The sequence below is a fragment of the Arthrobacter arabinosi genome, from assembly GCF_054511115.1.
On sequence record NZ_JBTNDF010000023.1, the window covers coordinates 1 to 5,654 of the forward strand.

Genomic DNA, 5,654 nt, shown 5'->3' on the forward strand with positions numbered 1-5,654 from the left:
TTGTGGCTGTGTCGAGTTGTGGGCTCGGTGGTGGTTCCTGTTGTTGGTTGGGAACCGCATAGTGGACGCGTAGCATGTGATCTTCACCCTGTCCCTGGTTCACCGGTGGGTTGCCTGCCTGGTTGCCCGGGCGGGGTTCTCGTGGTGGGGGTGGGTGTGTGGTGTAAGTTATCGGCTTATTAGTACCGGTCAGCTTCGCAGGTCTTTCGTCCCTGCTTCCACATCCGGCCTATCAACCCAGTGGTCTGGCTGGGGGCCTCTCACACTCTAGGTGTATGGAAATCTCATCTTGAAGCAGGCTTCCCGCTTAGATGCTTTCAGCGGTTATCCCATCCGAACGTAGCTAATCAGCGGTGCACTTGGCAGTACAACTGACACACCAGAGGTTCGTCCGTCCCGGTCCTCTCGTACTAAGGACAGCCCTTCTCAAATTTCCTGCGCGCGCAGCGGATAGGGACCGAACTGTCTCACGACGTTCTAAACCCAGCTCGCGTACCGCTTTAATGGGCGAACAGCCCAACCCTTGGGACCTACTCCAGCCCCAGGATGCGACGAGCCGACATCGAGGTGCCAAACCATGCCGTCGATATGGACTCTTGGGCAAGATCAGCCTGTTATCCCCGAGGTACCTTTTATCCGTTGAGCGACGGCCATTCCACAATGTGCCGCCGGATCACTAGTCCCGACTTTCGTCCCTGCTTGAGATGTCTCTCTCGCAGTCAAGCTCCCTTGTGCACTTACACTCGCCACCTGATTGCCAACCAGGCTGAGGGAACCTTTGGGCGCCTCCGTTACTTTTTAGGAGGCAACCGCCCCAGTTAAACTACCCATCAGGCACTGTCCCTGACCCGGATTACGGGCCGAAGTTAGATATCCAGAGTGACCAGAGTGGTATTTCAACGATGACTCCACGTGAACTGGCGTCCACGCTTCACAGTCTCCCACCTATCCTACACAAGCCACACCGAACACCAATACCAAACTATAGTGAAGGTCTCGGGGTCTTTCCGTCCTGCTGCGCGTAACGAGCATCTTTACTCGTACTGCAATTTCGCCGAGTTTATGGTTGAGACAGCGGGGAAGTCGTTACTCCATTCGTGCAGGTCGGAACTTACCCGACAAGGAATTTCGCTACCTTAGGATGGTTATAGTTACCACCGCCGTTTACTGGGGCTTAAATTCCCAGCTTCGTCCCACGCAAGCGTGAAACTAACCGGTCCTCTTAACCTTCCAGCACCGGGCAGGAGTCAGTCCGTATACATCGTCTTGCGACTTCGCACGGACCTGTGTTTTTAGTAAACAGTCGCTTCCCCCTGGTCTCTGCGGCCCTGATCCGCTCCGGCGAGCTAGTCGCCATCACGGTTGGGGCCCCCCTTCTCCCGAAGTTACGGGGGCATTTTGCCGAGTTCCTTAACCATAATTCTCTCGATCGCCTTAGTATTCTCTACCTGATCACCTGTGTCGGTTTGGGGTACGGGCGGCTGGAACCTCGCGCCGATGCTTTTCTCGGCAGCATAGGATCACCGAATTCCCCCCGAAAGGGGTCCCATCAGATCTCAGGCTCGTGATCGAACACAAGAACGCGGATTTGCCTACGTTCTGCCCTACATCCTTAGACCGGGACAACCATCGCCCGGCTCGGCTACCTTCCTGCGTCACACCTGTTAATACGCTTACCTCCCGAGATCAGGTCCCGCGATCCACAAAAAACCACGTCACCCCGAAGGGTGGGCGGTCATGCTTCTGGCGGTTAGTGTCCCTCGATCAGTATTGGCGGTTCTTCGCCGGTACGGGAATATCAACCCGTTGTCCATCGACTACGCCTGTCGGCCTCGCCTTAGGTCCCGACTTACCCAGGGCAGATTAGCTTGACCCTGGAACCCTTGATCATTCGGCGGACGGGTTTCTCACCCGTCTTTCGCTACTCATGCCTGCATTCTCACTCGTGTGGGCTCCACCGCTGGTTTACACCGCGACTTCACTGCCCACACGACGCTCCCCTACCCATCCACACCCCTGAACTCAGGAGAACAAGTCTCCGGCTTGGGATCTATGTGAATGCCACAACTTCGGCGGTGTACTTGAGCCCCGCTACATTGTCGGCGCGGAATCACTTGACCAGTGAGCTATTACGCACTCTTTCAAGGGTGGCTGCTTCTAAGCCAACCTCCTGGTTGTCTGGGCAACTCCACATCCTTTCCCACTTAGCACACGCTTAGGGGCCTTAGTTGGTGGTCTGGGCTGTTTCCCTCTCGACTATGAAGCTTATCCCCCACAGTCTCACTGCTGCGCTCTCACTTACCGGCATTCGGAGTTTGGCTGACGTCAGTAACCTTGTAGGGCCCATTAGCCATCCAGTAGCTCTACCTCCGATAAGAAACACGCAACGCTGCACCTAAATGCATTTCGGGGAGAACCAGCTATCACGAAGTTTGATTGGCCTTTCACCCCTACCCACAGCTCATCCCCTCCATTTTCAACTGAAGTGGGTTCGGTCCTCCACGACGTCTTACCGTCGCTTCAACCTGGCCATGGGTAGATCACTTCGCTTCGGGTCTAGATCACGCCACTGCAACGCCCTATTCAGACTCGCTTTCGCTACGGCTTCCCCACACGGGTTAACCTCGCGACGTAACACTAACTCGCAGGCTCATTCTTCAAAAGGCACGCCGTCACAGAAACTAAGTCTGCTCCGACGGTTTGTAGGCACACGGTTTCAGGTACTATTTCACTCCCCTCCCGGGGTACTTTTCACCTTTCCCTCACGGTACTGGTCCGCTATCGGTCATCAGGGAGTATTTAGGCTTACCAGGTGGTCCTGGCAGATTCGCACGGGATTTCTCGGGCCCCGTGCTACTTGGGATCCTCTCCAAACGGCGTCACGCATTACGGTTACGGGACTAACACCCTCTCCGGCCGGGCTTTCAAACCCGTTCACCTATACGCACGCACTCATTTCACCAGTCCGGCAGAACTGGAACGGAAAGTCCCACAACCCCAGTGATGCAACGCCCGCCGGCTATCACACACCACTGGTTTAGCCTGATCCGCGTTCGCTCGCCACTACTGACGGAATCACTATTGTTTTCTCTTCCTGTGGGTACTGAGATGTTTCACTTCCCCACGTTCCCTCCACGTACCCTATGTGTTCAGATACGGGTCACCCGGTCACTCGCGCGCCGGGCGGGGTTTCCCCATTCGGACATCCTGGGATCACAGTTCGGTTATCAACTCCCCCAGGCTTATCGCAGATTCCCACGTCCTTCTTCGGCTCCTGATGCCAAGGCATCCACCGTGTGCCCTTAAAAACTTGACCACTAAGATCAAAAACATATCGAGAAAACCAGGCCCGAACACACACACGCCGCTCCCGGAAGGATTCCTCCCCCCGACAACCACACGCCTGCGCATCGAAACCAGATTATTCTTAGAAATTGCTTCTTATTTTTAAGATGCTCGCGTCCACTATGCAGTTCTCAACCAACAACCCCAACACACCCCCACCCACCCCGGAAACCGGGACACGAGCAGGACCTGCGCGGGAAACCAGAAACAACACACCCCACACCCACCACACCCGACCCGCACCACCCCCCGGAGAACACCACCGACCGGACACCCACAAACAGGCGACCCGACGACGACCCCCTCCACAGGGAACCAGCACGCACCAGACACGACGAACATGAGGCCCTGTTATCTCAGGACCCAACAGTGTGCCAAACAGTAAAACCCGATCCACCCCCACCAGCAGCGCTTTCCAGAACCCCCCACAAGGAGAACGTACTCACAACCGGCGACGACACACCAGGCACCTATCCGTTGATATTCCACCCATGAGCACCCACCGCGGAACAAACGCCCGCGCTATGGGCTGACTCCTGCGAACCACCACCCCCACCACACAGGACGAGGACGGAACGATTCGAGGCGCTCCTTAGAAAGGAGGTGATCCAGCCGCACCTTCCGGTACGGCTACCTTGTTACGACTTAGTCCCAATCGCCGGTCCCACCTTCGACGGCTCCCTCCCACAAGGGGTTAGGCCACCGGCTTCGGGTGTTACCAACTTTCGTGACTTGACGGGCGGTGTGTACAAGGCCCGGGAACGTATTCACCGCAGCGTTGCTGATCTGCGATTACTAGCGACTCCAACTTCATGAGGTCGAGTTGCAGACCTCAATCCGAACTGAGACCGGCTTTTTGGGATTAGCTCCACCTCACAGTATCGCAACCCTTTGTACCGGCCATTGTAGCATGCGTGAAGCCCAAGACATAAGGGGCATGATGATTTGACGTCGTCCCCACCTTCCTCCGAGTTGACCCCGGCAGTCTCCCATGAGTCCCCGGCATAACCCGCTGGCAACATGGAACGAGGGTTGCGCTCGTTGCGGGACTTAACCCAACATCTCACGACACGAGCTGACGACAACCATGCACCACCTGTAAACCGGCCACAAGTGGCTGACACATCTCTGCATCATTCCGGTTCATGTCAAGCCTTGGTAAGGTTCTTCGCGTTGCATCGAATTAATCCGCATGCTCCGCCGCTTGTGCGGGCCCCCGTCAATTCCTTTGAGTTTTAGCCTTGCGGCCGTACTCCCCAGGCGGGGCACTTAATGCGTTAGCTACGGCGCGGAAAACGTGGAATGTCCCCCACACCTAGTGCCCAACGTTTACGGCATGGACTACCAGGGTATCTAATCCTGTTCGCTCCCCATGCTTTCGCTCCTCAGCGTCAGTTACAGCCCAGAGACCTGCCTTCGCCATCGGTGTTCCTCCTGATATCTGCGCATTTCACCGCTACACCAGGAATTCCAGTCTCCCCTACTGCACTCTAGTCTGCCCGTACCCACCGCAGATCCGGGGTTAAGCCCCGGACTTTCACGGCAGACGCGACAAACCGCCTACGAGCTCTTTACGCCCAATAATTCCGGATAACGCTTGCGCCCTACGTATTACCGCGGCTGCTGGCACGTAGTTAGCCGGCGCTTCTTCTGCAGGTACCGTCACCAACCCAAGGGCCGGCTTCTTCCCTACTGAAAGAGGTTTACAACCCGAAGGCCTTCATCCCTCACGCGGCGTCGCTGCATCAGGCTTGCGCCCATTGTGCAATATTCCCCACTGCTGCCTCCCGTAGGAGTCTGGGCCGTGTCTCAGTCCCAGTGTGGCCGGTCACCCTCTCAGGCCGGCTACCCGTCGTCGCCTTGGTAGGCCATTACCCCACCAACAAGCTGATAGGCCGCGAGTCCATCCAAAACCACAAAAGCTTTCCACCAACATGGCATGCGCCAGAAGGTCGTATCCAGTATTAGACCCGGTTTCCCAGGCTTATCCCAGAGTCAAGGGCAGGTTACTCACGTGTTACTCACCCGTTCGCCACTAATCCACCAGCAAGCTGGCTTCATCGTTCGACTTGCATGTGTTAAGCACGCCGCCAGCGTTCATCCTGAGCCAGGATCAAACTCTCCGTAAATGCATACAGACACAGCAACAACACCCGGGAAAACGGGCGCCACCACTGCACAAAATTCGAAACCAGCCAAAAAAACCAGCCACCACCCACCGAAACGGGCAACAACCAGCAAATTCAACCAATCAAAAAACAATCGGTATCAACAAACTTGGCACACTATTGAGTTCTCAAACAACAGGA

Annotated in this window: 1 protein-coding gene and 2 rRNA genes; 1 reads left to right on the top strand and 2 read right to left on the bottom strand. The window is 56.1% G+C overall.

Going from position 1 to position 5,654, the window contains the following annotated elements; translation table 11 throughout:
• Nucleotides 1-158: 158 nt before the first annotated feature.
• Nucleotides 159-3,316 (bottom strand): 23S ribosomal RNA (locus tag ACX80P_RS16870).
• Nucleotides 3,317-3,941: 625 nt separating this feature from the next.
• Nucleotides 3,942-5,474: ribosomal RNA gene (locus ACX80P_RS16875) — 16S ribosomal RNA — on the bottom strand.
• The 16S and 23S rRNA genes sit together here, the layout of an rRNA operon.
• Here ACX80P_RS16875 and ACX80P_RS16880 point away from each other — a divergent pair.
• A partial coding sequence (locus ACX80P_RS16880) for a hypothetical protein (protein ID WP_459279254.1) occupies nt 5,474-5,654 on the top strand: 181 nt, incomplete at its 3' end. The genes ACX80P_RS16875 and ACX80P_RS16880 overlap by 1 nt on opposite strands.